This window comes from Nocardioides dongkuii (genome assembly GCF_014127485.1).
GTDB lineage: Bacteria > Actinomycetota > Actinomycetes > Propionibacteriales > Nocardioidaceae > Nocardioides > Nocardioides dongkuii.
In genome coordinates, this window is record NZ_CP059903.1 from 1,592,739 (window position 1) to 1,618,154 (window position 25,416).

Below are 25,416 nucleotides of genomic sequence, written 5' to 3' on the forward strand. Positions count from 1 at the left end.
GCCGATGGCGACCCGACCGGCCCTCCACATCACCGGCGACGACGCCGCCGACCGGGTGCTGAGCGAGGACCCGTTCGCGCTGCTCGTCGGGATGATGCTCGACCAGCAGTACCCCATGGAGCACGCGTTCCGGGGTCCCGCGAAGGTGCTCGACCGCTTCGGCACGCTCGAGCCGGCGCGGATCGCCGCCGCGGACCCGGAGGAGTTCGCGGCGCTGTGCGCCGAACCGCCCGCCGTGCACCGGTTCCCGGGCTCGATGGCGGCGCGGCTGCAGGACCTCGCCCGCCTGGTCGAGCAGGAGTACGACGGCCACGCCGAGCGCCTCTGGACCGAGGCGTCCTCGGGTCGCGACCTGCTGCGCCGGGTGATGGCGCTGCCGGGCTTCGGCAAGCAGAAGGCGCAGATCTTCGTCGCCCTGCTCGCCAAGCAGCTCGGGGTGCGTCCGGAGGGTTGGGAAGCGGCCGTCGGTGACTACGCTGTGGAGGGGTACCGCTCGGTCGCGGACGTCGTGGACCCGACCAGCCTGCAGAAGGTGCGGGACCACAAGAAGCAGCAGAAGGCGGCGGCCAAGGCGGCGGCCAAGGGCGCTGCGCCGGCCGGGTGATCCACGGCTCCGGGCCCGGGGCGGTAGGTCCCGGTCACGACCCCCGTGGCAGAATAAGTCATGCGGCTCTTGACGTGACCGGGCCTGGCTGCGCCCACGAGACATCCAGACGTACTGCTACGAGAGGTATTCGTGTCCTCGACCACGCGCAAGATCCCTGCTGAGGTGCTCGCCCACCCGGCCGTCGTGGCCCTCATCGACCGAGGGAAGCCGTCCGGAAGCATCTCGCCCGAGGATGTACGACAGGCCAGTGAGGACGCGGCGGTCGAGCCCAAGCACCTCAAGGCCCTGCTCGGTCACCTGAGCGACCTCGGCATCTCCGTCGACGTCGGCGTGGGTGCCGGCCGCGCCGTCGCGGCCGGAGCGCCCGCCCGCGCGAAGACGTCCGCGAGCACCGCCAAGAAGGCCGCCGCGAAGACGGCCGTCGACGCGGACGGGTCGGCCGCCCCGGCGAAGAAGGCCGCCGCCAAGAAGTCGGCGGCGAAGAAGGCCCCGGCGAAGAAGGCCGCTGCGACGGACGCCGTCGTGCCCGCGCTCCCCGTCGAGGCGGTCCTCGGCGCCGACGGCAAGAAGATCCTGCCGGACGTGCCCGACGAGCAGTTCGAGAAGGACGTCGCCACCGACCCGACGATCGTCGAGGACGAGAAGTCGGCGACCTTCGTGGTCTCCGCGGCCGACGAGACCGACGAGCCCGAGCAGCAGGTCATGGTCGCCGGCGCGACCGCCGACCCGGTCAAGGACTACCTCAAGCAGATCGGCAAGGTCCCGCTGCTCAACGCGGAGATGGAGGTCGAGCTCGCCAAGCGGATCGAGGCCGGCCTCTTCTCCGAGGAGAAGCTCGCCAAGGGCGGCAAGATCAGCGAGAAGCTCCGCGAGGAGCTCGAGTGGATCTCCGAGGACGGCCGCCGCGCCAAGAACCACCTCCTCGAGGCCAACCTGCGCCTGGTGGTGTCGCTGGCCAAGCGCTACACCGGTCGCGGCATGCTCTTCCTCGACCTGATCCAGGAGGGCAACCTCGGCCTGATCCGTGCGGTCGAGAAGTTCGACTACACCAAGGGCTACAAGTTCTCGACGTACGCCACCTGGTGGATCCGGCAGGCGATCACCCGCGCGATGGCCGACCAGGCCCGCACCATCCGGATCCCGGTGCACATGGTCGAGGTCATCAACAAGCTCGCCCGCGTGCAGCGGCAGATGCTCCAGGACCTCGGGCGCGAGCCCACCCCGGAGGAGCTCGCCAAGGAGCTCGACATGACCCCCGAGAAGGTCATCGAGGTCCAGAAGTACGGCCGCGAGCCCATCTCGCTGCACACCCCGCTCGGTGAGGACGGCGACTCCGAGTTCGGCGACCTGATCGAGGACTCCGAGGCGATCGTCCCGGCCGACGCGGTCTCGTTCACGCTGCTCCAGGAGCAGCTGCACGCGGTCCTCGACACGCTCTCCGAGCGCGAGGCCGGCGTGGTCAGCATGCGGTTCGGCCTCACCGACGGCCAGCCGAAGACCCTCGACGAGATCGGCAAGGTCTACGGCGTGACCCGCGAGCGGATCCGCCAGATCGAGTCCAAGACGATGTCGAAGCTGCGCCACCCGTCGCGCTCGCAGGTCCTGCGCGACTACCTGGACTGACCCGCGCGACCGCCTCTCCCCGGTGTGCCGGGCGGGAGGCGGTCTGCGGCGTTCCTGGTCACGGTCGCAGGGTCAGCACCACTCTCCGGTTTCCCTGCCGGTGCGCGTCGCTGTCGTTGGGGTACGCCGGGCGCCGCTCGCCCCACCCGCGGGTGCGCAGGCGCTGCCGGTCGACGCCCTCCCCGACCAGCCACGCCGCGACCGCGCGGGCGCGCCGCTCCGAGAGCCGCTGCCCGTACGCCGCGTCGCCGCGGTCGTCGGTGTGCCCCTCCACCAGCAGCGTGCCCCCGCGGGAGGCGGCCCGGACCTGGGCCAGGATCGTGCGCAGCGCCGCGACCGCCTCGGGGCGCAGGGTGGCCTCGTCGGTGTCGAACAGCACCGCCGCCGGGGCGACCCAGGAGGTGGTGCCGTTCCCCTCCATCCGCCCGACGCCGCCGCCGATCTCGGTGCGCTCCAGGCGCTCGGGGTCCACGTCCACGTCGGGCAGCCGCACCGGTGGGATCCGGACGGTGGGCACCAGGTCGTCACCCGGCCGGGCGGCCCCGTCGCGCGAGAATCCCTCCCGGACCACGCCGTCGCGGGTCGTGGCCATGACGTCGCCGTCGCGCCGGACCCGGCACACCTGCTCGGCGCGGGCGCCGGGACGGGTGTCGCCCGGCACGGGCACGGCGGCGTACTCCCGGTCCTCGACCCGGGTCGAGGGGATCACGGTCGGTGGGATGGTGGCGGCCGTGACCTCGACCGCACCGAGGCAGCCTCCGGGTGCGTCGTACCGGATCACGCAGCCGGCGTCGACCACCTGGGCCGGCACCTCGGCGGCCGGCGCGAGCTCCGTGCCGGTCTCGGGATCGGTCACCGCGGGCAGCTCGACGGCGCGCACGGTCAGGTCCGGCAGCTCCTCGACGGTTCGTCCGGGCCCCGGCTCGCACCGGGGGTCCGCCGCGGGGGCGGCCGGCTCGGTCCCCGGGGACGGGCCGGAGGGCGACGCCTCCGGCGCGGAGCCGGGCGCGGCCGGTCCGGTGTCGCCGGAGCAGGAGACCGTGCCGCCCAGCACGAGCACCCCCGCCAGCACCGTCAGCCCGGCCCACGTCCTCATCGCGCCTCCACCCGGTCGCGGTCCCGTTCCGAGCCGCCAGTGTGGCCCGGGACGCCCTCGGCCGTCGAGGGGTGCGCCGCTCAGCCCGCCCGCCCCAGGGCGCGGTAGGTCCAGGCGGCGGCCGTCCACTCGGCCGGGTCGAGCGCGTGCCGGCCGTCGACGATCGAGCGGGTCGCCACGACCTCGGCCAGCCGCCGGGGGTCCAGCGAGCGGAACTGGTCCCACTCGGTGAGCAGCACGACGACCTGCGCGTCCGCCGCCGCGTCGAAGACGCCCTCCGCGTAGTGCAGGGTCGGCTGGACCCGGCGGGCGTTGTCCATGGCCTCGGGGTCGTAGACCGACACGATCGCGCCCTCCTCCTGGAGCATCCTGGCCACGTCGAGGGCCGGGGCGTCGCGCACGTCGTCGGAGTCGGGCTTGAAGGCGGCTCCGAGGCAGCAGACCCGGACGCCCTCCAGCGAGCCGCCGGCCTGCTCGCGCACCAGGTCGACGGTGCGGGCCCGGCGGCGCTGGTTGATCGCGTCCACCTGGCGCAGGAACGCCACGGACCTGCCGACCCCGACCTCCTCGGCGCGGTGCACGAAGGCCCGGATGTCCTTGGGCAGGCAGCCGCCCCCGAAGCCGAGGCCGGGGTGCAGGAACCGACCGCCGATGCGGGTGTCGTAGGAGAGCGCGCTGGCGAGGTCCTGGACGTCGGCGCCGGTGGCCTCGCAGACCTCGGCCATCGCGTTGATGTAGGAGATCTTGGTGGCCAGGAAGGAGTTCGCGGCGACCTTGACCAGCTCGGCGGTCGGGATGTCGGTGATCACCACCGGGACCCCGTTGCGGATCACCGGGGCGAACGCCGCGCGCAGGGTCTGCTCGGCCCACGCGGACCCGATGCCGAACACCAGCCGGTCCGGGCGCATGGTGTCCTCCACGGCGTACCCCTCGCGGAGGAACTCCGGGTTCCAGGCCAGCTCGACCTCGGTGCCGGCGGGGGCGTTGTCCTGCAGGAGGCGGGTGAGGCGCGCGGCCGTCCCGACCGGCACGGTGGACTTGCCGACCACCAGGCACCGGCGGCGCAGGTACGGCGCGAGGTCGCGGGTCACGCCCTCGACGTAGCGCAGGTCGGCCGCGTGCGAGCCGGCCTGCTGCGGGGTGCCGACGCAGATGAAGTGGACGTCGCCGAACTCGCCGGCCGCGGACAGGTCGGTGGTGAACGAGAGCCGGCCCGAGTCCAGGGCCTTGCGGAGCAGCGCGGGGAGCCCGGGCTCGAAGAACGGCACCCGGCCGTCGTTGAGCGCCGCGACCTTGGCCCGGTCGGTGTCGACGCCGAGGACGTCGTACCCGAGCACGGCCATGCAGATGGCGTGCGTCGCGCCGAGGTAGCCGGTGCCGAGGACGGTGAGGCGGGGGGTGCTGGACGTGCTGGGTGTGCTGGACATGGTGGAGCCCCTCTGGTCGGTGGTCATGAGCACGTGATGTTGCTGAGGCCCTCGCCGGCGTCGGTGAAGGTGTTGTCGCAGCGCACGACGTTCGACTCGGGCGGCCAGGACGAGATCGCGGCGCCCGGTCCCTGCACGTCGGCGTGGTTCTCGGTGAAGACGTTGAAGTCGCCCCAGCCGTCGAGGATCTGGTGGGTCTGGAAGCCGTCCTCGGTCGCCTGCGTCCCGGTGTTGCCCCGGACCAGGTAGTTGTTGCCCTTCAGGTCGACCCAGGAGTCGGCCCCGGACAGCGCGGACCCGTCGAAGGTGTTGTCGAGGACGGCGCCCCCGGTGGTGCCCTCCTTGACGTCGACCGCCTCGGCGGTCGTGGCCTCGATCGTGTTGGCGATCACGACGTTGCGGTCGCTGCGGTCGGCCTCGCAGTCGGTGTAGGTGCACCAGTTGCTGACGGCGGAGCCCAGGTAGACGCCCTCGCCGTAGGTGTCGCGGCGCCGGCCGGTGTCGCTGATCGTGTTGTCGCGCACCACGTTGTCGGTGCTGTGGCTGCGCAGGTGGATGGCCTCGTCGCCGGTGCCGGAGACCGTGAGTCCCTGGATCACCGACCACTCGGTCCCGTCGGCCACGACGCCCTTCTGGCCGCCCGACACCGTGAAGCCGACCAGCCGCCAGTGGCTCGCGCCGTCCAGGTGGAGCGCGTAGTCGCCCTCGATGTCGCCGCCGTCGATCACCGCCGCCGCGGTGCCGCACAGGAAGATCGGCGCCGCCTCGGTGCCCGAGGCGGTGGTCGCGAAGCTGCCGGAGTAGGTCCCGTCGCCCAGCTCGATGCTGTCCCCGGGGGCCGCCTCGGCCAGGGCCTGCTCCAGGTCCTCCGCCGAGGTGACGGTGGTGGTCGGGGCGGGGCACCGGACGGGGCTGCTGTCCGGGAGCGGCCCCTCGCCGGCCGGGGCGGCGTCCGGCAGGAGCGGGGCGGAGTCGGGCTGCTCGCCCTCGTCGTCGTCCTCGTCGTCGCCCTCGTCCTCCTCGCCCTCGTCGTCGGGGGTGGAGGTCTCCGACTCCGTCACCAGCGAGGACTCCGAGGGCTGGGGGACCTCGGGGATCTCCGGGATGGCCGGAGCGGGCGGCACGCTCGGCGTGGCCACCACGTCCCGGGCCCCCGGCGCCCCGGCCTCGTCCTCCGGCCAGACGGCGACGATGCCGAGCATCGCCAGCATGCCCAGGACCACGCCGCCCCCGGCGGCGGCGAGCAGCCGCGCGCGGGGGGACTCGGGGAGCCTCATGGCCGGCTCCTCTCGCCGACGCCGCCGCCGACGACGCCGACGCCGCCGACCTGCACCGGGGTCGGGTCCCAGGCAGGGGCCTTGTCCAGGTACGGGTGCCGGCGCGCCCGGCGGCTGCGCGCGCCGCGCAGGGCCGTGAAGAGGAGCAGACCCCCGAGCAGGCTCCACAGCACCGTCAGCGGCTGTGCGAACCGCTTCAGGGTCACGAGGAACGGCGTGGTGTCGTCCCAGCCGTCGCTGTCGTTGATCCAGGCGTCGGTGTCCAGGTCGTGCGCCCGGCCGATCTCGACGGCGCTCGGGCCGCGGCCGCTGATCATGTTGTGGCGCAGCGACGAGCTGCCGACCTCGCCCACGAAGCTCGCCGCGTGCATGGAGGCGCCCTCCAGGGTGTTCTGGTCGATCTCGGCGCTGGAGTCACGGACGTAGACGCTGGTCTCGCCTCCGCTGACCACGTTGCCGGTGACGACCGCCCCGTCCACGCCGTCGCGCAGCGCGATCCCCTGGTCGTGCGAGCCGCTGACCTGGTTGCCGACCACGCTGATCTCGGTCGCGTCACCGCGGACGACCACGCCGACCGCGTTGTCGGCGACGTCGTTGGCCAGCACGCTGACGTTCTGCCCGCCGATCACCTCCGCGCCGTACCGGCCGTTGCGCCGCAGCTGGCTGTTGGCGATCGAGTTGTTGCCGTAGCTGCCGACATTGGTCCCGGTCGCGCTCGGCCCGGTGGCCAGCGGCAGGCCGGAGATCGTGACCCCGTTGCGCTCGTTCTCGTCGGCGACGATCTCCGAGAGCACGATCCCGGTCGTCGCCCGCGCCAGCTGGAGGCCGTCGAGGCCGTTGCGGGACGCGCTGGTCGTCTCGACCACGGCGTTCATCACGTAGCGGTGCAGCACCAGCCCGGAGACGATGTTGTCGTCGAAGGCGCTGTCGCGCACGTCGAGCCCGTTGGCGCCGGAGACGAAGAGGCCGAACGCGCTGTCGGTCACCGTCGTGTCCGCGACCGCGGCCGAGACGTAGCTGTACTGCGGGTGGTCGACGTCGACCGTCGGCACCGGCAGGTCGCCCGCCGGGAGGACGTCGCCGAGCGCGGAGTTCTTGTTGCCGTCGACCTCCGGCCCCTTGTCGGTGACCGGGCCGACCTTGAGCGAGTCGGCCAGGTCGTGGAGCGAGCCGCTGTCGGGGCGGTCGGTGCCGGTGAGGGAGAGCCCGCCCGTGCGGCCGCTCCAGAACCCCAGCCCCTCGAGCCGGGCGTGCGAGACGGAGACCTGGCCGCCGATCACCCGCAGGTAGGCCCGTCCGTCGTCGGTGAGGGAGTCGCGGCGCTCGGTGTCGCGGTCGAAGCTCGAGATCACCGCCGGGGAGCCGTCCGCGCCGGCGATGTTGAGGCGGCCGCCGTAGCTGACGATCGAGACGAAGCCCTCGGAGTCGCTGGCCAGGTGCAGGCGCAGGCCGCCGGGGCTGGCGAGGTTCAGGGTCGCCCCGGACTCCACGACGAGGTGCTCGCTGAGGAGGTAGGAGCCGTCGGGCCGGCGTACGAAGGTCTGCGGGGCGAGCAGCAGCAGGTCGGCGACCGTGTACGGCTGGGACCGGGCGGTCAGCACCAACGTGTAGGCGGACCCGGTCGCCAGCCGGTACGGGCTCTTCGTGGGGGTGTCGCTCCAGCTGGCCAGCGAGCTGACCGTCCGCACCTCGGTGAGCCGGTCGTCCTCGCCGGCGACCAGGGCGGCCTCCGTCTCGGGGTCGCCGGGGTAGGGGTGGCCCGCGCTCGCCGCGTCCGCGCCGGCCTCGATCTCGGCGTCGGAGGACGCGGCCGGGGCCGTCGCCCCGACGAGGAGGGCGGTGAGGGCGGCCCCGACACCCAGCCGGCCGGCCGTGGTCCGCCGCGTCATCGGGTCGCTCCCGCCGCCGACATGGTCGGCTCGGCGGCCGGGGACGGCGTGCTCCGGGCGCGCCGGCGCTCCAGGGAGGCCTGGTCCTGGCCCTCGCCGCCGACGGTCGTCTCCGAGCGGGTCAGCCAGCCCTGCTTGTTCATCGTGAGGAACGCGTAGAGCTTGATCGGCAGTGCCACCAGGATGACGACCAGGGTCAGCAGCGGGAGCAGCACGATGTCCTGCGGGTTCCGGTAGAGGTGGGAGAACCCACGGATCCCGCGGCCGGCGAGCAGCCAGGCCCCCGCCAGCAGCGCACCGTGGGTGGTGAGCTCGAGCCGGCTGAACACCAGGTAGCCGATGGTGACGCCCATGGTGACCGGCGTGAACAGGATCTGCAGGACGGTGACCTTGGTGACGAACGGCGTCCGCCACAGCCAGCCCTTGTAGACGGCGGTGAGGTAGCAGCGGTAGGAGTTGCGGCTCCAGCGCACCCGCTGCTTGACGAAGGCGCGGAAGGAGTCCGGGAACATCGAGAGCGCCTTGGCCGAGGACTGGTGCACGGTGGTGAAGCCCGAGGCCAGGACCAGCCAGGTCAGCCGGCCGTCGTCGCCGGCGATGCAGCGGCGGCCGAGGAAGAACTCGTTCTCGAGGTTCTCGAGCACCGGCAGCACGGCCGAGCGGCGGTACGCCGCGGTCCGGCCCGAGACGCAGGCGACCGCCCCGGCGCGGCCCATCGCGGGCACGTAGTTGTGGTAGCGCAGGTTGACCATCCAGTTGGCGATCCGCCGCCACACGCTGCTGCGCGCCTCGTAGACGTTCTGCTGCGTGCTCACCCCGCCCACCTCGGGGTCGAGGAACGGGCGCTGCACGGCGAGCAGCAGCCCGGGCTCCCACTGGGTGTCGGAGTCCACCAGCACCAGGACCTCGGAGGTCGCCATCCGGATGCCGACGCCGAGGGCGGACCGCTTGCCGGCGTGCTGGAACAGCACGGGCCGGATGCTCGGGTCGCCGATCGCCTCGAGGCGGGCGAACGCCTCGGTGTCGGCGACGTCGAGGACGATGATGATCTCGGTCGGGCTCTGCGCGCGCCAGTTGGCCACGCACCGCATCAGGATGTCGGGGTCCTCGTGGTAGCTGGGGACGACGACGGAGGTGGTCGTCGTGAAGTCGTTCTCGATCGGCCGGGCCCGGGCGGACAGCACGCACCGGTAGATCCACAGGGACCAGACGATGATGCCGGCGACGGCGAGCGGGAAGGCCGCCCGCCACTCGGCCAGGTCGAAGGCGGGCAGGGTGAAGTCGGCGAAGTCGGGCACGATGATGGAACCCCCTGGTGTGGCGTGGAGGCCCGACGGCGCGATCGCGCCCGCCGAGACCGTGAGAAGCGCAGCGCCCGGCGACCCCCGGCGTCTGCGTTGCCACGACCGTAGGCGTGGAATCCGCCGACGAGGAATACGATTCCGGCTCGTATACCTAATACCGAGTACCTGCGCGTCCGGGGCTGGGGATAATCGCCGGAACCGCTTTTCCCGGCTCACCGATCACCTAGCGTCGACGCCATGAGACTCGTGAGGTGGGCCGCTGCTGCGGTCGCGTTTCCCCTTGTGTTGAGCGGGTGTGGCGTCGTGGGCTCCGGGGACGAGGCCGACTTCGGTGCGCCGGGGGAGGCGGGGGCCCGTGCCGTTAACGGCACCCCGGGGGCAGCTGGACAATCGGTTAACCCGACCGAAACAATGGGAGCGGAAAAGCGAATTCAGTCGCCCGGATTCGGCGAGTTCTTTCGTTATGAGAGCGGGTTGAGGATGCAGGTCGGGCCACCGCAGCGGTTCACGCCCTCGTCGTGGATCGAGCCGCGCCCGGGCCTGCCGGTGCGCCTGCGGGTGACGGTGCGCAACGGCGCCGAGGAGCCCTGGAACCCCAGTCAGCTGCACGTGCGGCTGGGCAGCGGCTTCGTCCCGGCCGAGCAGATCTTCGACTACGACCAGGGGGTGGTCGCGAGGCCGGAGGAGCGGGTGCCCGCGGGGGAGACGGTCACGTTCTTCGTGGGCTACTGGGTGCCCGACACCGAGCGGCTCAGCGTCGAGGTCGACCCGGGGCAGGGCTACCAGCCGACGGTCGTCGCGACGTCCTAGGCGCACCCGGCCGCGCCTCGCTCACGTCAGGGCCACGCCCACGACCCAGGTGAGCGCGGCGAGGAGGCCGGCGGCGAGCTCGATGAGGATGCTGAGCCCCACCGCGCCCAGGGCGCGCCGCGTCGAGGGCCAGGCAGCCGCTGCGCCGACCCGCCGGTGCTCGGCCAGGTAGACCCCGAGCACGAACCCGAGGAACAGGCCGACCACGGGCACCACGAAGAAGCCGACGACGGCCAGGCCCGCGCCCACCCACTGGGTCGAGCCGGGGATGCCCGCGCTCTGGAGGCGGCGGCCGGGGACGACGTACTTCACGACGGCGCCGAGGGCGAGGAACGTGGTGGCGACCGCGGCGACCAGCCAGGCGGTCGTCCCGCCGACGTCGGCCGCCCAGACGAGGACGGCGGCCAGGACCAGGACGGGGCCGGGCAGGACCGGCACCAGGATCCCGGCGAGCCCGACGGCGATGACGAGGGCGACCAGGACCTCCCCGACGCTCACGGCGTCACCCTGTCACACCCGGAGCCCCCGGGGACGACGACGGCCCCGGACTCTCGTCCGGGGCCGTGCGAAGTCGTGGTGTTCGGGACGCCTCAGCGATCGTCGTCCGCGGCGATCACGGGGGAGGAGCCGAGCTTGTGGGTCTCGTCGACCACGTGGGCCGCGATCTCCTTGAGCTTGTCGCCGTGCTCACGTGCGTGGTGGGCGCAGAACAGGAGCTCTCCGCCCGTCTGGAGCTCCACACGGAGGTAGGCCTGGGCGCCGCATCGGTCGCAGCGGTCCGCTGCGGTCAGCGGCGCGCTGGTGGCTACTGCAGTGGTCACATCGGCCTCATTTCTGATCATCGTGTCTTGCTCAACGTACCGCCGGGACACAAGATTCCCGGAGTTGCGTGGTGCCCGACACGTGAGTCCCGTCTTGGTCTCTCAGTCCCCGCCCGTCGGGATTCCATGCCCCGGACAACGATGGCCGGGGCGGGAAGTCACCCTGGGACGTGGACGTGCTGCCTGTGGTGCAGTGTGACGCGGTGGAGGACCGTACCGAAGCAGTTTCCCGGGCAGCTGCCCGATCTTGTCCACATCGTGACGTGACTCGCACGCCGTCACCGTAGACCCGCCACGCTCCGGGCCGGAGCAGGCGTGCCTGCACTCCTCATCGGCGTGTCGCGGGTAGATTCGGAGCAGTTCGACCCCCCGTGTTTCCCGCTGCCCTCCGAGGAGCCCCCCGATCGCCGACAACACCTACAACGCCGCGCACCTCCTGGTCCTGGAGGGGTTGGAGGCGGTGCGCAAGCGCCCGGGCATGTACATCGGCTCGACCGACACCCGCGGCCTGATGCACTGCCTGTGGGAGATCATCGACAACGGCGTCGACGAGGCGCTCGCGGGGGCGGCGAAGCGGGTCGAGGTGACGCTGCACCCCGACGGCTCCGCGGAGGTCCACGACGACGGACGCGGCATCCCGACCGACAAGGAGCCCAAGACCGGGCTCCCGGGTGTCGAGGTGGTGGCGACCAAGCTGCACGCCGGCGGCAAGTTCGGCGGCGGCTCGTACGTCGCCACCGGCGGCCTGCACGGCGTCGGCCTGTCCGTGGTCAACGCGCTCTCCACCCGCCTGGACGTCGACGTCGAGCGCTCGCCGGCGGTGCAGGGCATGTCGTTCCGCCGCGGCACGCCGGGTGTCTTCGAGGGGGAGGGCCCCGAGGCCCCGTTCGAGGCCCGTTCCGGGCTGAGCCGCAAGGGCGGCCGGGTCGCGAAGGGCCGCAGCGGCACGCGCATCCGGTTCTGGCCGGACCGGCAGATCTTCACCAAGGAGGCCGCGTTCGTCTACGACGAGCTGGTCACCCGCGCCCGGCAGACGTCGTTCATCGTCCCGGGCCTCGAGCTGGTCATCCGCGACCAGCGGGGCCCTGAGCTGGTGGAGGAGAAGTTCCGCCACGACGGTGGCATCGCGGAGTTCGCCGAGTTCCTCGCCCACGACGAGCCGGTCACCGACGTCCTCCGGCTGCAGGGCATGGACACCTTCACCGAGACCGTCCCGCTGCTCGACGACAAGGGGCACATGACCCCGCAGGAGGTGGAGCGGGAGCTGCACGTCGACGTCGCCGTGCGCTGGGGCACCGGCTACGACACCGAGCTGCGCTCGTTCGTCAACGTGATCGCGACCCCCAAGGGCGGCACCCACCTGAGCGGCTTCGAGCAGGCGGTCACCAAGACGTTCAACGACGTGATGCGCTCCGCCAAGGCGCTCAAGGTCAACGACGCCGACGTGATCAAGGACGACGTCCTCGAGGGGCTGACCGGGGTGGTCACGGTGCGCCTCGCCGAGCCGCAGTTCGAGGGCCAGACCAAGGAGATCCTCGGGACGCCGGCCGCGCGCTCGGTGGTGCGCAAGGTGGTCTCGACGGAGCTGAAGAAGTTCCTGACCTCCGCCAAGCGCCACGAGAAGGTCCAGGCCAAGCTGGTGATGGAGAAGGTCGTCGGGGCGTCGAAGACGCGCATCGCGGCCCGCACCCACAAGGAGACCCAGCGGCGCAAGAACGCCCTGGAGTCCTCGGCGCTGCCCTCCAAGCTCGCCGACTGCCGCGCCAACGACAACGACCGCACCGAGCTGTTCATCGTCGAGGGCGACTCGGCGCTCGGCACCGCGAAGCTCGCGCGCAACTCGGAGTTCCAGGCGCTGCTGCCCATCCGCGGCAAGATCCTCAACGTCCAGAAGGCCTCCGTCGGCGACATGCTCAAGAACGCCGAGTGCGCCTCGATCATCCAGGTCGTGGGCGCCGGCTCGGGACGCACCTTCGACCTCGAGGCGCGGCGGTACGGCCGGATCATCTTCATGGCCGACGCCGACTCCGACGGCGCGCACATCCGGTGCCTGCTGGCGACGCTGTTCTTCAAGTACATGCCCGAGCTCGTCGCCGAGGGCCGCGTCTACACCGCGGTGCCGCCGCTGCACCGCATCGAGCTGTCCAACCCGAAGAAGGGCATGGACAAGTACATCTACACCTACTCCGACGACGAGCTGCAGCGGAAGCTGGCGGAGCTGAAGAAGAAGAACGTGCGCTGGAAGGACCCGGTGCAGCGCTACAAGGGCCTCGGCGAGATGGACGCCGACCAGCTGGCCGAGACCACGATGGACCCGCGCCGTCGTACCCTGCGCCGGATCACCGTCGACGACGCGGAGGCCGCCGGGAAGGTCTTCGAGCTGCTGATGGGCTCCGACGTCGCGCCGCGCAAGGAGTTCATCGTGCAGGGCGCCTACGAGGTCGACGTCGAGACGCTCGACGCCTGACCGCCGGGGCGGGGTCGGTCAGATGTGCTGCTCGAGCAGCCCGGTGTCGACGTCGTACACGAAACCGCCGACCCGGACGGTCTCGGGGACGAGCGGGTGTGACCGGACCTTGGCGACGTCCTCCTCGAGGGCGGCCAGCTGGTCCTCGACCACGCTGAAGGGCTGCCAGGAGGCGTCACCCCCCGCCGAGGCCTCGACGGCGGCGCGCAGCTCGGCCTCGGTGTTGCTGGCGACGGCGCAGCGGGTGTGGGGGACCACGAGGACCCGGTCGACGTTGAGCAGGTGCACGCCGAGGACGAGCGCCTCGAGCGCCTGCGGGGTGACCCGGCCGCCCGGGTTGCGGAAGATCTTGGCGTCACCGGGGCTCAGCCCCAGGATGCCCAGGGGGTCGATCCGGGAGTCCATGCAGGTGACGATGGCGACGCCCGCGTGGGCGATGCCGTCGAACCCCCCGAGGGTGAAGGAGTCGGCGAAGGCGCGGTTGGCGGCGAGCAGGTCGTCGAAGTCGCTGGAGGGCACGTCCGGACGTTAGCGGAGGATCAGCCCGCCGAGCGCAGCAGGTCGCCTGCCGAGAGGGCCCGGGTCGCCGCGCCGCGGAACAGCAGCAGCGCCAGGACCGCGGCGACGACCGCCGAGACGGCGGCCCCCGCGAACACGGTCTGCTCCTGGGTGATCGCCGCGTCGAGCTGCTGGGTGCGGTACGCCGGGCACACCTTGTCGGCATCGACCCCGCACACCTCGGCGATCGTGCGCAGCCCGTCCTGGGCGGCGTAGTAGCGGCTCAGGCCGATCGCGGTCAGGGCGGAGATGCCGACGAGCATGCCGACCATCCGGGCCACGACGACCAGCGCGCTGGCCAGCCCGTGGACGTCGTCGGAGGTGCTGGCCAGCACGGCGGCGTTGACCGGCGCGAGCGCCAGGCCGAACCCCAGGCCGCCCAGGACGAGGGCGACGTTGGCGAACCAGCCCTCCAGCGCGTCCGAGGGCCACTGCGACATCAGCGCGAAGCCGGCCGCCGCGAGCGCCATGCCCACCGCGGTGACCGCGCCGGCCGAGAACCGCCGGGTGAGGTAGCCGCCGACGACCGCGCCGACCGGGAGCGCGACGAGGAAGCGGACCAGCACCAGCGCGGCCATCAGCTGGCTGTCGCGGTAGGTGGTGGTGCGGGCGAAGAGGGGGACCGCCACGAGCGCGGCGATCAGCGCGGCGCCGACGAAGAAGCTGACCAGCACCGCGCCCCAGGCGGGGACGGCGCGCAGCGCGCCCCGCGGCACCAGCGGCGCCTCGGCGCGGCGCAGGTGGACGACGAAGGCGACGCCGGCCAGCGCGGCGCCGAGGAGGTACCAGACGCCCTGCTCGGAGAAGACCTGCACCTCGGGGTCGGCGGTCGCGAAGGCGAGGATCACGCCGCCGAGCGTGGCGGCGAGGAGCACGGCGCCGACGACGTCGGCCTCGCGCGTGCTGCGCACCCACGAGCGCAGGTCGACGAGCGGCCGGGCGGCGGTCGCGCACCGGACGCCGAGCAGCACGAACGCCGCGACCGTGGTCAGGCCCAGCGGCGTCAGCCACCGGCCGGTGCCGGCGAGCGGCGTGAGCAGACCGCCCCAGGTGATGCTGGCCATCAGGTCGGGAGGCCGGACGAAGACCAGGGCGCCCGCCACCAGCCCCACGGCGAGCAGCAGCAGCCCGAGCGGGTCGGGCAGCCGCGCCGGACCGGCCCGGGGAGCGGTGTCGCGGCGGGTCAGGGCCTGCACGGCGACCGCGAGCACCAGCCCGACCGCCAGGTTGATCGCGAAGATGGCGCGCCAGTCGGCGAAGGCGAGGACCACCGCGCCGAAGAGCGGACCCAGGACGCTGCCGATCTCCTGGACCGCGGAGACCACGCCGAGGGGCACCCCGCGGCGCTCGCGCGGGTAGAGGTCGGCGACCAGGGCGAGGGTCGCCGGCACCAGGCCGCCGCCGCCGACGCCCTGCAGGAACCGGCCGGCGACCATGCTGGGCATGTCGTAGGCGAGCGCGGTGACCAGCGAGCCGAGCGCGAAGACGACCAGCGCCGCCACCAGCACCGGCACCCGCCCGCGCAGGTCGGCGATCCGGCCGATGAGCGGCAGCATCGCGACGTACCCGAGCAGGAACCCGGAGATGATCGGCGCGGCCCGCTGGAGCTGGTCGATCGGGACGCCGACGCTGGCCATCAGGTCCGGCAGCGCGAGGACGACGACGTAGGTGTCGGCGGCCGCGAACGCCACCGCACCGGCCGCGACGCCGAGGAGGACCCGCGGCGAGCGGGCGGCGGACGCCGCGGTCACGGGGCGGTGATGTCCTGCTCGGTGCCGTACTCGGAGAACCTGATCGTGTAGGTCATCTCGCCGTCGTTCTTGTAGAAGACGCCGGTGAGCTGGGCCTCGCGCAGCTCACCGTCCTCGCTGATGGTGTACGACGCGGCGAAGTCGCCCGAGGCGGACGGGACGATGTTGGCGACCGTCTCGCCCGGGACCGTGCCGGTGTACTGGGTGTAGATCTCGTCGTTGGCCTCGCCGCCGCGGACCTCGCCGCGCTCCTCGACCTCGGTGGTGTCGGTGAGCAGGGTGGAGAACCCGGCGTCGTCGCTCATCAGCTCGCCGGGGTCGGGCGCGCCGTACTGGCCCGGGTCGATCGCGGTCCAGTCGGGGATCAGCAGCGAGTTGCGGGCGTAGACGGTGCCGCCGACCGCGATCACCTCGGCGGTGGCCGGGATGCCGTTGACGCTGAGGTCGAACTCACCCTCGAAGGCGGGCGGGTGCACGCCGACGCCGGTGGCCTTGCGGATGCCGGCGGCGACGTCGGAGGACAGGTCGTCGGCCTCGAGGGTGATCTGCACGCCGGTGGTCTCGTCGAGGGTCTCCTTGGCGAGCGTCAGCACCTCCTCGGGGGAGGCGCCCTCCGCCACGGAGCCGTCGTCGTCGCTGCAGCCGGCGAGGGTCAGGACGGCCACGCCGGCGGCCGCCACGGAGGCGCCGCGGCGCAGGCGTCGGGACAGGCCGGGAGGCAGGGCGCGGGTCATGGCGGTCAGCCTCGCACGCCCGGGAGACGCACCGCGACCGGGCCGGCGCAGGCGGCGATCGGCTGGCTGGCGGGGGTGCCGGAGCCGTCGCGCCGCCCGGTGGGCTCCGGCAGCTCGACCGGGGCGCCGCTGGCGGCGGCCGCCCGGGCGGGTCCCGGACCCGCCCAGGCCAGCACCAGGGTGTCCTCGCCCTTGAGGAACCGGTGGCACCGGACGCCGCCGGTGGCCCGGCCCTTGGCGGGGTACTCCGTGAACGGCGCCACCTTGACCAGGCCGGGCTCGGTGCCGGGCAGGGCGGTCGAGGACCCGGACGCCGTGACCACGACCGCGTCGGTCGGGTCGAAGGCCCCGAAGAACACCGCCCGCTGCGAGGCGGCCAGGCGCACGCCGGCGATGCCGCCGCCGGTGCGTCCCTGCGGTCGGACCGCGTCGGCGCCGAAGTGCAGCAGCTGGGCGTCGGAGGTGATGAAGCAGAGCGTCTCCGACCCGGTGGCGAGCTCGACGGCCCCGACGACCTCGTCGCCGTCGGCGAGCCGGACGACCTCCCACTCGTCGCGCCCGAGCACCTCGGGGTTGACCCGCTTGACGATGCCCTGAGCGGTGCCGAGCGCGAGCCCGGGACCGTCGGTCGCCAGCGTGCAGAGCGCCAGCGCACGCTCCCCGGTCTCGAGGGAGAGCACCTCGCTGACGGGGAGCCCGCCCTGCAGGTTGGGGTCGTTGGCGGAGGCCGGGATGACGGGCAGGTCGAGGACCCCGAGCTTGACCAGGCGTCCCCGCGAGGTGAGCACGCCGATCTCGCTCCGGGCGGTCGTGGCGACCACCGAGACGACCACGTCGTGGTTGGTGCGCCCGCCGCCGGAGCCCACCGGCTCGTCGGTGCCCGAGCGGGCGAGCAGCCCGCTGGAGGACAGGAAGGCGTAGCAGGGGTCGTCGGCGACCTCCAGCGGCACGGCGGCGGCGGTGACCGAGGTGCCGGCCGACTCGAGCAGGACGGTGCGCCGGGGGGTGCCGTAGGTCTTCGCGACCTCGGCCAGCTCGTCGGAGACGACCCGCCAGCGCAGCGCCTCGTCGTTGAGGATCGCGTCGAGCTCCTCGATCTCGCGACGCAGCGCGTCCTGCTCCTTCTCCAGCTCGATCTTGCTGAACCGGGTGAGCCGGCGCAGCTGCATCTCGAGGATGTAGTCGGCCTGCAGGGTCGAGAGGTCGAAGACCGACATCAGCCGCCCGCGGGCGGCGCCGGCGTCGTCGCTGGTGCGGATCAGCTCGATGACCTCGTCGATGTCGAGCAGGGCGACCAGCAGGCCGTCGACGAGGTGCAGCCGGTCGGCCTTCTTGGCGCGCCGGAACGCCGAGCGCCGGCGTACGACCTCGAAGCGGTGGTCGAGGAAGACCCGCAGCAGCTCCTTGAGCCCGAGCGTGCGCGGCTGGCCGTCGACGAGCGCGACGTTGTTGATGCCGAAGGAGTCCTCCATCGGCGTCTGCCGGTAGAGCTGCTCGAGGATCGCCTCGGGGTGGAAGCCGTTCTTGACCTCGATCACCAGGCGCAGCCCGTGCGCGCGGTCGGTGAGGTCCTTCATGTCGGCGATGCCCTGCAGCTTCTTGCCCTGCACGAGGGTCTTGATCCGCTCGATCACCTTCTCGGTGCCGACGCCGTACGGGAGCTCCGTGACGACGATGCCCTTGCGGCGCCCGACCGGCTCGATCCGCACCGTGGCGCGCATCCGGAAGGACCCGCGGCCGGTCTCGTAGGCGTCGCGGATGCCGTCGAGCCCGACGATCTTGCCGCCGGTGGGCAGGTCGGGGCCCGGGACGAACCGCATCAGGTCGTCGATGGTCGCCTTCGGGTGCTTGATCAGGTGACGCAGCGCCTGGACGACCTCGACGAGGTTGTGCGGGGCCATGTTGGTGGCCATGCCGACCGCGATGCCGGTCGTGCCGTTGACGACGAGGTTGGGGATCGCCGCCGGCAGCACGGTGGGCTCGTACTCGCGACTGTCGTAGTTGGGCTTGAAGTCGACGGTGTCCTCGTCGATCGAGGCCGTCATCGACACCGCCGCGGGGGCCATCCGGGCCTCGGTGTTGTGGTTGACGAACCCGCCGGCCAGGAACGAGTGGTCCTCGGTGTCCACCTTCACGGAGTACACCGGCTCCGGCGCCTGGTCCTCGACCGCGGCGACCTCGACGAACCGGTAGCCGGAGTCCATGACCTCGGAGACCACGGCGAGCGTCTCGGGGTCCTTGAACTTGGTGACGAGCAGGCTCCGATCTGCCTGCCAGCGCTCCATCCGGTCGAAGTTGTGCTTCAGCAGCCAGGACTTCCCCGTGCCTCGGCCCGGTCCCATCGTCGAGCGGACGTAGTCGGCGACGTACGGCGCGCGGTCGCCCGAGAGACGGTGCCGGTAGCGGGGCTGGCCGCGGAGCAGCGACTGGAGCTTCTGCTGCTTCTCGGTGAGGAAGCCGACCCGCTCGGCGAAGGCGTGCATCTGGTGGAGACCGGAGATCACCAGCCGGTGCTCGCCCTTGCGGTAGTGGCACCGGGCACTGTGGATGCCGAACTCCAGCAGCATCTCCTGGAGGTCGTCGGCGAGCTGCTCGCTGTAGGTGGAGTACTGGATGGTGATGGAGTTGGACCCGACGCTGTGGACACCGCCGTCGCCCTCGAAGAGCGCCATGAGGAATGCCCGCTTCAGGCCCGGACCGCCCTGCCAGACGATCTCGGGCACCCGCTTCTCGCGCGCCTTGGCGCCGATCATCGGGGCGAGGGGGCTCTCGCGCAGGTGGTCGAGGTTGTGGACGTCGAGCTCGTGGATGGTGCGGCCGGAGCGCTTCAGCGTGCGCTCGTAGACGTAGCGCCGGCCACCGACGAGCGCGTCGTAGGCGTCGAGGACGTACTGGAAGTACTCCTGGTCGGTGTTGTTGAACCCAGCCCGGCCCTCGGAGGTGAAGCCCTCGGAGACCCAGCCTCCGAGCAGGGTGCCGAGCATCATCTCCTGGGCCATGGGGATCGCCGTGGTCCACGCGTTGCGGGCGAGGCAGACGACCGTGCCCGGGGTGATCTCGTCGAGCCGGAGCCACTGGAAGACCGGGACACCGGCGACCGGCACCAGGCACAGCACCGGGTGGTTGTGGCTCCCGCGGACGGCGTGCCCGCTCGTGGTGACGAGTCGTTTCACGGGGTGGACGCCGGAGTGGAAGACCCGGCTGACGCGGACCGCCTTGCCGTCCTTGTCGAGGACCTCGAAGTCGACGTCCGCCTCACCGTCCGCCGACAGCCCGACGAGGTCGTCGATGCGCACCGAGCCCCCGTCGGGCAGGCGCACCCGGGTGTCGCCGGTCAGGCAGTACCGCATGGCCGCCGGGGAGTCGTCGGGGCTACCGAAGTTTCCGTGGCCGTCGATGAACGGGACCCGCATCGACCACGACTGGGCCAGGCGCACCATCGCGTCGTAGATCGCGCCGTCGCCGTGGGGGTGCAGCCGGCCCATGACCTCGCCGACGACGCGGGCGCTCTTGACGTGGCCGCGGTCGGGGCGCAGTCCCATGTCGTTCATCGTGTACAGGATCCGCCGTTGGACGGGCTTGAGGCCGTCGCGCGCGTCGGGCAGTGCCCGGGAGTAGATGACCGAGTAGGCGTACTCGAGGAACGAGGACTCCATCTCCTGCTTGATGTCGGTGTCGAGGATGTGCTCCTCGAAGTCATCGGGGAGATCTGGGGTCGTGGTCCGCCGTGCCATGGCGCCATTCTCGCGGGTAGCACCGACGGTTCTGCCGGGGCCACGCCGGTCGCCGGGTCCGGACCCTCCGCGGGACCGGTAGATTCCCCGTCGTGACCCAGCAGGACGTGCCCGCTGCCCCCGCGCACTGGGAGGCCGATGTCCTTCTGCGCGACGGCCGGACCGCCCACATCCGGCCCATCGGGCCCGCCGACGCCGAGCTCCTGGTCGACTTCTACGCGCGGGTCTCCGACGAGTCGAAGTACTACCGGTTCTTCTCGCCGATGCCCCGGCTCTCGGACCGCGACGTCGCGCGCTTCACCCAGGTCGACCACGTCGACCGGGTGGCGTTCGTGCTGGTCCTGCAGGGCCGGATGATCGCGGTCGGGCGGTACGACGTGGTGCGCCCGGGCGAGGCGGAGGTCGCGTTCCTCGTCGAGGACCAGCACCAGGGCCGCGGGATCGCGCAGATCCTGCTCGAGCACCTCGCCCAGGCCGGACGGGAGCGCGGCGTCGAGAAGTTCGTGGCCGAGGTGCTGCCCGACAACGTGCGGATGATCCAGATCTTCCGCGAGGCCGGCTACCGCGTCGCCAGCGAGTACGAGGACGGCGTGCTCATGCTGGAGTTCCCGATCGACCCCACCGAGACCGCGATCGGGGTGATGCTCAACCGCGAGCACCAGGCCGAGGCCGCCTCGATCCACAAGTTCTTCAACCCGCGCTCGGTCGCGGTGATCGGCGCGAGCCGGCGCCAGGACACCATCGGCCAGGCGCTGGTGCGCAACCTGGTGACCGGCGACTTCACCGGCCGGGTGTACGCCGTGAACCCCAGCGCCGCCGCGGTGTCCGGGCTGCCGGCGTACAAGTCGGTCAACGACATCCCCGACCAGGTCGACGTCGCGATCGTGGCGGTGCCCGCCGACGCCGTGCAGGACGTCGTCCTGGACTGCGCCGCCAAGGGTGTGCACGGCCTGGTCGTGATCTCCTCCGGCTTCGCCGAGACCGGCGAGGAGGGCCGCCAGCGCCAGCGGCGGCTCGTCGGGCTCTCCCGCTCCTACGGCCTGCGGCTGATCGGGCCCAACGCGCTCGGCGTCATCAACACCGACCCGAACGTCTCGATCAACGCCTCGCTGTCCTCGGTGATGCCGCCCCGCGGCCGCGCCGGGTTCTTCTCCCAGTCCGGCGCGCTCGGCTCCGCGATCCTGGAGAAGGTGCAGAACCGCGGCCTGGGCCTCTCCACGTTCGTCAGCGCCGGCAACCGCGCCGACGTCTCCGGCAACGACCTGCTGCAGTACTGGGAGGAGGACGACGCCACCGAGGTCGTGCTGCTCTACCTGGAGTCGATCGGAAACCCGCGCAAGTTCTCCCGGATCGCCCGCCGGGTCTCGCTGCGCAAGCCGATCATCGCGGTCCGCTCCGGCCGCACCACCCAGGGCGTGCCGATGGGCCACGCCGTACGCCGGATCGCGGCGCCGCCGCAGGCCGTCGACGCGATGTTCCGCCAGGCCGGCGTGATCCAGGTCGAGTCGCTGGAGGAGATGTTCGACGTCGCCCAGCTGCTCGCCCACCAGCCGCTGCCGCGGGGACGCCGGGTCGCGATCGTCGGCAACTCCGACGCGCTCGGCCTGCTGGCCGCCGACGCCGCCGCCGCGGTCGGGCTGGTGGTCAACAAGTCCGTCGCGCTGAGCGCCGAGCCCAGCGCCGAGGACTTCGAGGACGCGCTGGACGCCGCGATCGACGACCCCGAGGTCGACGCCGTGGTCGCGGTCTACATCCCACCCCTCAACGTCTCCGGCGAGGACGTCGCCAACGTGCTGGCCGCGGTCGGCGAGCAGTCCGACAAGCCGCTGGTCTCCTCCTTCCTCGGCGCCGAGGGTGTGCCCGAGCTGCTGCGCGTCCCCGACGTCGCGGGCTCCACGGCGGGCCGCGGCTCGGTGCCGTCGTACCCCGCGGTGGAGGCCGCCGTCCGCGCGCTCGCGCACGTCGTCGACTACGCGGTGTGGCTGCGCACCCCTGACGGCGGGGTCGACGACCCGGGCGAGGTCGACCAGCGCACCGCGAAGCGGATCGTGAACGAGACCCTCTCGGCGCACCCCGAGGGCACCGACCTCGACGACGACCGGCTCGAGGAGCTGCTGCGCGCGTACGGCGTGGAGCTGTGGCGCGCGCACCCCGTCTCGACGGCGGACGAGGCGGTGGCGGCGGGCGAGGCGCTCGGGTGGGACGTCGTGCTCAAGGCCACCGTCGACCACGTCCGCGAGCGCCCGGACCTCGCGCACGTGTGGCGCAACATCGAGGACGCCGTCGCCATGCGGCACGCGTGGAGCACCCTGCGCGACGTGATCGGCGACCCCGAGCGGGCCGGCTTCGTCGTGCAGAAGAACGCCCGGCCCGGCGTCCCGATCTCCATCCGCAGCATCGAGGACCCGTTGTTCGGGCCGGTGGTGTCGTTCGGGATCTCCGGCCCGCTCATCGAGCTGCTCGCCGACAAGTCCTACCGGATCCCGCCGCTGGCCGCCCGCGACGCGGCGTCGATGGTCCGCGAGATCAAGTCCTCGCCGATGCTCTTCGGCTACCGCGGCAGCGAGGTCGTCGACGTCGAAGAGGTCGAGCGGCTGATCCGCCGCGTCGCACAGCTGCAGAACGACCTGCCGCAGATCCGCAGCCTGGAGCTCTCGCTCGTGCTCGCCGGCGCGCACGGGGCGACCGTGCTCACCGCCGGTGCGCGCATCGAGCCGGTGGCCGACCCGCGCTCGGACTGGTTCGTGCGCCGGCTCCCGTCGCTGCCGGGCGACACCCTGCCCAGCTGAGTCCGACGTCACCGCCCCCGGGACGGTCGGAGGGCCGTGACAGACTGACGCCATGCGCAGCAGGACCGACGACCGAGACCGCACCCGGGAGCTCCGGGAGGCCATCGACCGCTCTGGTTACTACCCCGAGGTGGTCGCCGACGGCGTCGAGGCGGCAGTCGCAGGGGAGCAGGTTGTCTCCTACTACGTCCACCACGAACCGACCTTCGAGCGCGACGAGGTGCGCCGCCACCTCAGCGTCGTGGTGCTGACCCCGACCCGGCTGATCCTCGCGCACACCGACGAGCACGCCGGCGACGACCTGCTGCCCGAGCCCTACACCTCGACCTCGACCGAGGCGGTCCGGCTGGACGCGGTGAAGTCCGTGGTCGTCACCCGGATGATCGCCAACCCGACGTCCGGACCGTCCTCGCCCGCCGAGGCGGTCATGACGATCGGCTGGGGCGGCGTGAGCCGCGTCGACCTCGAGCCCGCGGGCTGCAGCGACCCCGAGTGCGACGCCGACCACGGCTACACCGGCGTGCTCGCCTCCGACGACTTCTCGCTGCGCGTCTCGGCGGCGGCCGACGGCGCCGACGCGGTCACCGGGCTGCTCGCCTTCGCCGAGTCGCTCTCCTCCCGCACCCACGCGGGCTGACGTCCCGCCGGTGGACGACTTCCTGCAGCCGGCGTACGGCGCGCGGTCGCTCGGCGACGTGGTCCCCGCGGTCGCGGCGGCCCTCGGCGTACCCCTGGACCCGGAGCCGCCCACCGACCTGACGCTCCCGCCCGGCCCGTCGTACGTCGTGTTCCTCGTCGACGGCCTGGGGGCCAACCTGCTGCGCCGCTACGCGCACGCCGCGCCGTACCTCTCCGGGCTGCTGGAGGGTTCGGTGCCCGGCACCGCCGGCGTGCCGTCGACGACCGCGACCAGCCTGACCTCGCTCGGCACCGGCCTGGTCCCGGGGGCGCACGGCCTGGTCGGCTTCACCTCGCGGATCCCCGGCACCGAGAAGCTGCTCAACGCGCTCTTCTGGAGCAAGGACGTCGACCCGCTGGAGTGGCAGCCGCACCCCACGGCGTTCGCGCGCCTGCAGCAGGCCGGGGTCTCGGTGACCGTGGTGAACAAGCGGGAGTTCCGCGGCAGCGGGCTCACCGTCGCGGCGCACCGCGGCGGCGAGTACGTCGACGCCGACCGGGTCGGCGAGCGGATCGCGGCGGCGCTGGCCGCCTCGGCGGGGCGGCCATCCCTCACCTACCTCTACGAGGGCGACCTCGACTGGACCGGGCACCGCTACGGCGTCTCCTCCAGCCAGTGGCTCCAGCAGCTCGCGATCATCGACGCCGAGGCCGAGCAGCTGCGCGAGGCGCTGCCGCCCGAGACCCGGCTCGTCGTGGTCGCCGACCACGGCATGGTCGACTCCCCGCCGGAGCACCGCGTCGATGTCGACGAGCAGCTCGAGCTGCGCGACGGGGTGATGCTGCTCGGCGGCGAGGCCCGGTTCCGCCACCTGTACTGCCAGCGCGGCGCCGTCGACGACGTCGCCGCCACCTGGGCCCAGGTGCTGGGCGAGCGCGCCGAGGTGATGACGCGCGACGCCGCGATCGCCCGCGGCTGGTTCGGCGCCGTGCGGCCCTCGGTGCTGCCGCGCCTCGGCGACGTGCTCGTCGCGAGCCGCGGCGACCACGGCGTCTTCTCCAGCGTCGACTTCGGCTACGAGACCACGCTCGTCGGCCTGCACGGGTCGCTGACGCCCGACGAGATGCTCATCCCGGTGCTGGTGGACTGAGCCTCAGCGCTCCTGTGCGAGCATCACGCCCATGAGCGGCGAGTCCCGGCAGATCCGCGGCCGACGGCAGCTGCGTCACAAGCGCGTCTCCCGGGTGGAGGTCGAGCCGCCGGTCTGGTTCATGGGGGAGACGGTCAGCGCCGGACCGCTGCGGATCGGCGCCTGGACCTATCTCGTCGGAGGGCTGATCGACTCCTGTTCCTCGATCGGACGCTACTGCTCGATCGCGCGCGACGTGCGGATCGGGGAGGCCGACCACCCGGTCGACTGGCTGAGCACGTCGGCCTTCCAGTACGACCACGCGAAGTTCGCCTGGCACCCCTCGGCTGAGTCGGCGCAGGCGGTGGCTCCCGCCGACGCGTCCCAGGGCTCCTTCGTGCGCGGCCCGGCCCGGATCGGCAACGACGTGTGGATCGGCGCCGGCGTGACGATCATGCGGGGCGTGACGATCGGCGACGGCGCGGTCGTCGCGGCCGGAGCGGTCGTGACCCGCGACGTGGCCCCGTACACGCTCGTGGGCGGGGTCCCCGCGCGGGTCCTGAGGCCTCGCTTCGACGACGACCTGATCGCCGAGCTCCTGGAGCTGCAGTGGTGGCGCTTCTCCCCGAACCAGCTGGCCGGGGTGCCGTTCCCCGACCCGCGCGCCGCCTGCGCCGAGATCCGCCGGCGTATCGCGGCGGGCATGGAGCCTCATGTCGCTCCGGCGACGGTGGTGCTGCCGGCCGAGCCTGCGGAGGCTCCCGCCTCGTCCGAGCCCATC

At 72.5% G+C, this 25,416-nt stretch carries 16 protein-coding genes and 3 pseudogenes; 8 read left to right on the top strand and 11 right to left on the bottom strand.

The window, feature by feature from the left end:
- Window positions 1-4 precede the first annotated feature (4 nt).
- Together H4O22_RS07735 and H4O22_RS07740 are read left to right on the top strand one after the other, a co-directional pair.
- Complete coding sequence (locus H4O22_RS07735) at window positions 5-604, top strand: HhH-GPD-type base excision DNA repair protein (RefSeq protein ID WP_182526428.1); 600 nt, start codon at window positions 5-7, stop codon at window positions 602-604.
- A gap of 546 nt (window positions 605-1,150) precedes the next feature.
- A pseudogene (locus H4O22_RS07740) lies at window positions 1,151-2,230 on the top strand (RNA polymerase sigma factor); the annotation flags it as partial.
- 58 nt (window positions 2,231-2,288) lie between these two features.
- Here the strand turns inward: H4O22_RS07740 and H4O22_RS07745 are convergent.
- The 5 genes from H4O22_RS07745 to H4O22_RS07765 all read right to left on the bottom strand — a co-directional run bounded on the left by H4O22_RS07745 (window position 2,289) and on the right by H4O22_RS07765 (window position 9,217).
- On the bottom strand, window positions 2,289-3,326 hold the full coding sequence (locus H4O22_RS07745) for an OmpA family protein (protein ID WP_182526429.1): 1,038 nt from the start codon (window positions 3,324-3,326) through the stop codon (window positions 2,289-2,291).
- Window positions 3,327-3,406: 80 nt separating this feature from the next.
- Window positions 3,407-4,753 carry a UDP-glucose dehydrogenase family protein gene (locus tag H4O22_RS07750; protein ID WP_182526430.1) on the bottom strand — a complete coding sequence of 449 codons (1,347 nt, stop codon included), beginning with the start codon at window positions 4,751-4,753 and terminating at the stop codon, window positions 3,407-3,409.
- A gap of 23 nt (window positions 4,754-4,776) precedes the next feature.
- Complete coding sequence (locus H4O22_RS07755; protein ID WP_220451318.1) at window positions 4,777-6,030, bottom strand: right-handed parallel beta-helix repeat-containing protein; 1,254 nt, start codon at window positions 6,028-6,030, stop codon at window positions 4,777-4,779.
- The gene (locus tag H4O22_RS07760) at window positions 6,027-7,919 is read right to left on the bottom strand and encodes a right-handed parallel beta-helix repeat-containing protein (RefSeq protein WP_182526431.1); all 1,893 of its coding nucleotides are present in this window, start codon (window positions 7,917-7,919) and stop codon (window positions 6,027-6,029) included. The genes H4O22_RS07755 and H4O22_RS07760 overlap by 4 nt, the downstream gene beginning before the upstream one ends.
- Window positions 7,916-9,217 (bottom strand): glycosyltransferase, encoded by a 1,302-nt coding sequence (locus H4O22_RS07765; RefSeq protein WP_244963153.1) that lies wholly within the window; start codon window positions 9,215-9,217, stop codon window positions 7,916-7,918. Before H4O22_RS07765 ends, H4O22_RS07760 begins: the two co-directional genes overlap by 4 nt.
- Window positions 9,218-9,697: 480 nt before the next feature.
- Here H4O22_RS07765 and H4O22_RS07770 point away from each other — a divergent pair, with 480 nt between their 5' ends.
- Complete coding sequence (locus H4O22_RS07770) at window positions 9,698-10,033, top strand: hypothetical protein (RefSeq protein WP_182526432.1); 336 nt, start codon at window positions 9,698-9,700, stop codon at window positions 10,031-10,033.
- Between the two features lie 21 nt (window positions 10,034-10,054).
- Here the strand turns inward: H4O22_RS07770 and H4O22_RS07775 are convergent, their stop codons facing one another.
- On the bottom strand, window positions 10,055-10,531 hold the full coding sequence (locus tag H4O22_RS07775; RefSeq protein ID WP_182526433.1) for a DUF456 domain-containing protein: 477 nt from the start codon (window positions 10,529-10,531) through the stop codon (window positions 10,055-10,057).
- A gap of 92 nt (window positions 10,532-10,623) precedes the next feature.
- A complete protein-coding gene (locus tag H4O22_RS07780; protein WP_220451319.1) occupies window positions 10,624-10,875 on the bottom strand; it encodes a DUF7455 domain-containing protein in 252 nt (83 codons plus the stop codon).
- A 382-nt stretch (window positions 10,876-11,257) separates the two neighbouring features.
- Between H4O22_RS07780 and H4O22_RS07785 the strand changes: the two genes are divergently transcribed.
- Window positions 11,258-13,321, top strand: a complete 2,064-nt coding sequence (locus tag H4O22_RS07785) for a DNA gyrase/topoisomerase IV subunit B (protein ID WP_244963198.1) — start codon at window positions 11,258-11,260, stop codon at window positions 13,319-13,321.
- A gap of 18 nt (window positions 13,322-13,339) precedes the next feature.
- Here H4O22_RS07785 and H4O22_RS07790 read toward each other — a convergent pair whose 3' ends face one another.
- From H4O22_RS07790 to H4O22_RS20870, 4 genes and pseudogenes are all read right to left on the bottom strand, one after another.
- Window positions 13,340-13,840, bottom strand: a complete 501-nt coding sequence (locus H4O22_RS07790) for a beta-class carbonic anhydrase (RefSeq protein ID WP_182526435.1) — start codon at window positions 13,838-13,840, stop codon at window positions 13,340-13,342.
- 20 nt (window positions 13,841-13,860) lie between these two features.
- Entirely contained in the window at window positions 13,861-15,630 is a 1,770-nt protein-coding gene (locus H4O22_RS07795) for an MFS transporter (protein ID WP_182526436.1), read from the bottom strand.
- Window positions 15,627-16,364: an LppX_LprAFG lipoprotein gene (locus tag H4O22_RS07800; RefSeq protein WP_182526437.1), complete on the bottom strand. Its 738-nt coding sequence runs from the start codon at window positions 16,362-16,364 to the stop codon at window positions 15,627-15,629. Before H4O22_RS07800 ends, H4O22_RS07795 begins: the two co-directional genes overlap by 4 nt.
- A gap of 50 nt (window positions 16,365-16,414) precedes the next feature.
- A pseudogene (locus H4O22_RS20870) lies at window positions 16,415-20,098 on the bottom strand (DNA gyrase subunit A); the annotation flags it as partial.
- A 92-nt stretch (window positions 20,099-20,190) separates the two neighbouring features.
- On the opposite strand from H4O22_RS20870, the gene H4O22_RS07810 reads away from it, so the two are divergent.
- The 4 genes and pseudogenes from H4O22_RS07810 to H4O22_RS20875 all read left to right on the top strand — a co-directional run.
- Entirely contained in the window at window positions 20,191-22,887 is a 2,697-nt protein-coding gene (locus tag H4O22_RS07810; protein ID WP_182526438.1) for a bifunctional acetate--CoA ligase family protein/GNAT family N-acetyltransferase, read from the top strand.
- 52 nt (window positions 22,888-22,939) lie between these two features.
- Window positions 22,940-23,524 carry a DUF5998 family protein gene (locus H4O22_RS07815; RefSeq protein WP_182526439.1) on the top strand — a complete coding sequence of 195 codons (585 nt, stop codon included), beginning with the start codon at window positions 22,940-22,942 and terminating at the stop codon, window positions 23,522-23,524.
- Between the two features lie 10 nt (window positions 23,525-23,534).
- Entirely contained in the window at window positions 23,535-24,656 is a 1,122-nt protein-coding gene (locus H4O22_RS07820; protein WP_182526440.1) for an alkaline phosphatase family protein, read from the top strand.
- Between the two features lie 388 nt (window positions 24,657-25,044).
- A pseudogene (locus tag H4O22_RS20875) lies at window positions 25,045-25,251 on the top strand (DapH/DapD/GlmU-related protein); the annotation flags it as partial.
- Between the last annotated feature and the right edge of the window lie 165 nt (window positions 25,252-25,416).

Excerpts from the sequence above, each read along its gene's own strand:
- H4O22_RS07735 (WP_182526428.1), top strand. The coding sequence starts at position 5 with ATGGCGACCCGACCGGCCCTCCACATCACCGGCGACGACGCCGCCGAC.
- H4O22_RS07745 (WP_182526429.1), bottom strand. The coding sequence starts at position 3,326 with ATGAGGACGTGGGCCGGGCTGACGGTGCTGGCGGGGGTGCTCGTGCTG.
- H4O22_RS07750 (WP_182526430.1), bottom strand. The coding sequence starts at position 4,753 with ATGTCCAGCACACCCAGCACGTCCAGCACCCCCCGCCTCACCGTCCTC.
- H4O22_RS07755 (WP_220451318.1), bottom strand. The coding sequence starts at position 6,030 with ATGAGGCTCCCCGAGTCCCCCCGCGCGCGGCTGCTCGCCGCCGCCGGG.
- H4O22_RS07760 (WP_182526431.1), bottom strand. The coding sequence starts at position 7,919 with ATGACGCGGCGGACCACGGCCGGCCGGCTGGGTGTCGGGGCCGCCCTC.
- H4O22_RS07780 (WP_220451319.1), bottom strand. The coding sequence starts at position 10,875 with ATGATCAGAAATGAGGCCGATGTGACCACTGCAGTAGCCACCAGCGCG.
- H4O22_RS07800 (WP_182526437.1), bottom strand. The coding sequence starts at position 16,364 with ATGACCCGCGCCCTGCCTCCCGGCCTGTCCCGACGCCTGCGCCGCGGC.
- H4O22_RS07815 (WP_182526439.1), top strand. The coding sequence starts at position 22,940 with ATGCGCAGCAGGACCGACGACCGAGACCGCACCCGGGAGCTCCGGGAG.